This is a genomic window from Gelidibacter sp. (genome assembly GCF_035577925.1).
In the GTDB taxonomy this organism is placed as follows: Bacteria; Bacteroidota; Bacteroidia; order Flavobacteriales; family Flavobacteriaceae; genus Gelidibacter.
In genome coordinates this window covers 1-1,533 of record NZ_DATJCY010000366.1, presented here as the reverse complement: position 1 = coordinate 1,533, position 1,533 = coordinate 1, and the positions used below count along the sequence as shown (strand labels likewise).

Here is a 1,533-nt window from a genome sequence, read left to right as displayed (position 1 = left end):
CGAAGTGTTTTTTAGACACTAATTTCACTAATTTCACGGATTGTACAGATTACGCTAATTTGCACTGATATTTATACAAATACTTTGCGGTTTTGCGCTTCCGCGAGAGGTGTTTCACAAAGAACCCTATTGTAAATCTGTGTTGTGCAGACCATTTTGGATGATAGACAATAGTTAACAGAAAGTTGAATCATAATACAACGTAAAAACATCAATCTCTCATTTTAAAAATAGCCAACACATTTTTATGGTCGGTTGGCCAAATACCTTCAGGGGTTTCGATGAGGTCATCGGAGGTTTCCAATTCGCGTTGATTCCGAACAATGGAACCTTTAGGGCCAATTAATTTAACTTCTGTGAGTTGTAATTGGTCCGATGGCAAGTAAAAAATATAATCTATCCTGTCCCTGTCATCGGCATCAGGCGCCCAAGCCAATTTTTCAATGGGCACCAAAGGTGTATCCGCCGGAAATGTAAACCCTGGATGAGTGACTGGGTTAGGATATATTTTTCGGTAAGCATCAACAAACCCAGCTTTATCCAATTGAAAAGTGTTGTGCCAAGGCATAACCACGCCGTTATGGTCGGATAGGTCTTTGGTACTTTCAGTCCAGTCCAAAAAAGAAGGTTCGTTGAGGTCGCCACCCAAAATAACTTGTCGGCCCAGTGTTTTTTCATTCAGCGCATCAGCTATAAAAGCACTGATGGCTTCATCGCGCATCGATGCCAAATTATCGGTTGCAATGGTTAAAGAATCGGTGACAATACTGTCCAGTTTTTCCCAAGTAGAACTGTGGTAACCGCGTGGTAAATAAAGGCTGCAATGGCGGTAATCCAAATGGGCACTATAAAATGCTATTTCTGTATTTCTTACTTTGATAACCGCTTTTGTAACGGAACCTTGATCGTTTTGTAAAGGAAAAACTACGGTTTGTGACAGTATCGGATAGCGTGAAAGAATGCCCGAATCTTCACTGCGTTGTGAATAATACGTATGGCCTTTTTCGGACAAAGCGTTTACCAAGCGTTCGGCAAGGCTGTTATCGTTATAATTTCGGACTTCACTCAAGGCGATTAAATCGGCATCGGTGCGGATAACCTCATCAATAATTGCATCAAAACCACCGGGAACAACCGTTCCTTCCTGCCAAATGTTAAATTGTAAAACTTTTAGTGAGGATTCTTTTGGTGCTGAGCATGAACATATTGAAATTATAAAGATATAGAAGCTTAAATAAGATGCATTTTTAAACATTTTTGGTAGGGGTTTTTAGGGGAAGGAGGAAAGGTAATGAGATTTTTTTACTTTTTCATATTTTAGGGTTTTTAGATGACTTGCCGTATTATCATAAAATTCCTACAAAAACGAGGCTGTCTAAAAAGGCAGCCTCTTTTTTTTATGTTTTTTATTTTAGAAAGCGCATTAGTTTTCTTATCTTAATGTTATGAAAAGCAACGTTATATGGAAGACCAACAGCCAATCACAATTGAGTCTTCTTCCTCCCAGTTATGATGATTTTGTTCCAGAGCACC

1 protein-coding gene is annotated in these 1,533 nt (G+C 39.1%); it reads right to left on the bottom strand.

The genetic code is table 11. The features are described 5' to 3' along the window. Positions 1 to 211 precede the first annotated feature (211 nt). Positions 212 to 1,255: an endonuclease/exonuclease/phosphatase family protein gene (locus VNJ50_RS14055; RefSeq protein WP_325582928.1), complete on the bottom strand. Its 1,044-nt coding sequence runs from the start codon at positions 1,253 to 1,255 to the stop codon at positions 212 to 214. Positions 1,256 to 1,533: the final 278 nt, after the last annotated feature.

Bases quoted from the DNA above. Each gene is read 5' to 3' on its own strand.
- VNJ50_RS14055 (WP_325582928.1), bottom strand. From the start codon at position 1,255: ATGTTTAAAAATGCATCTTATTTAAGCTTCTATATCTTTATAATTTCA.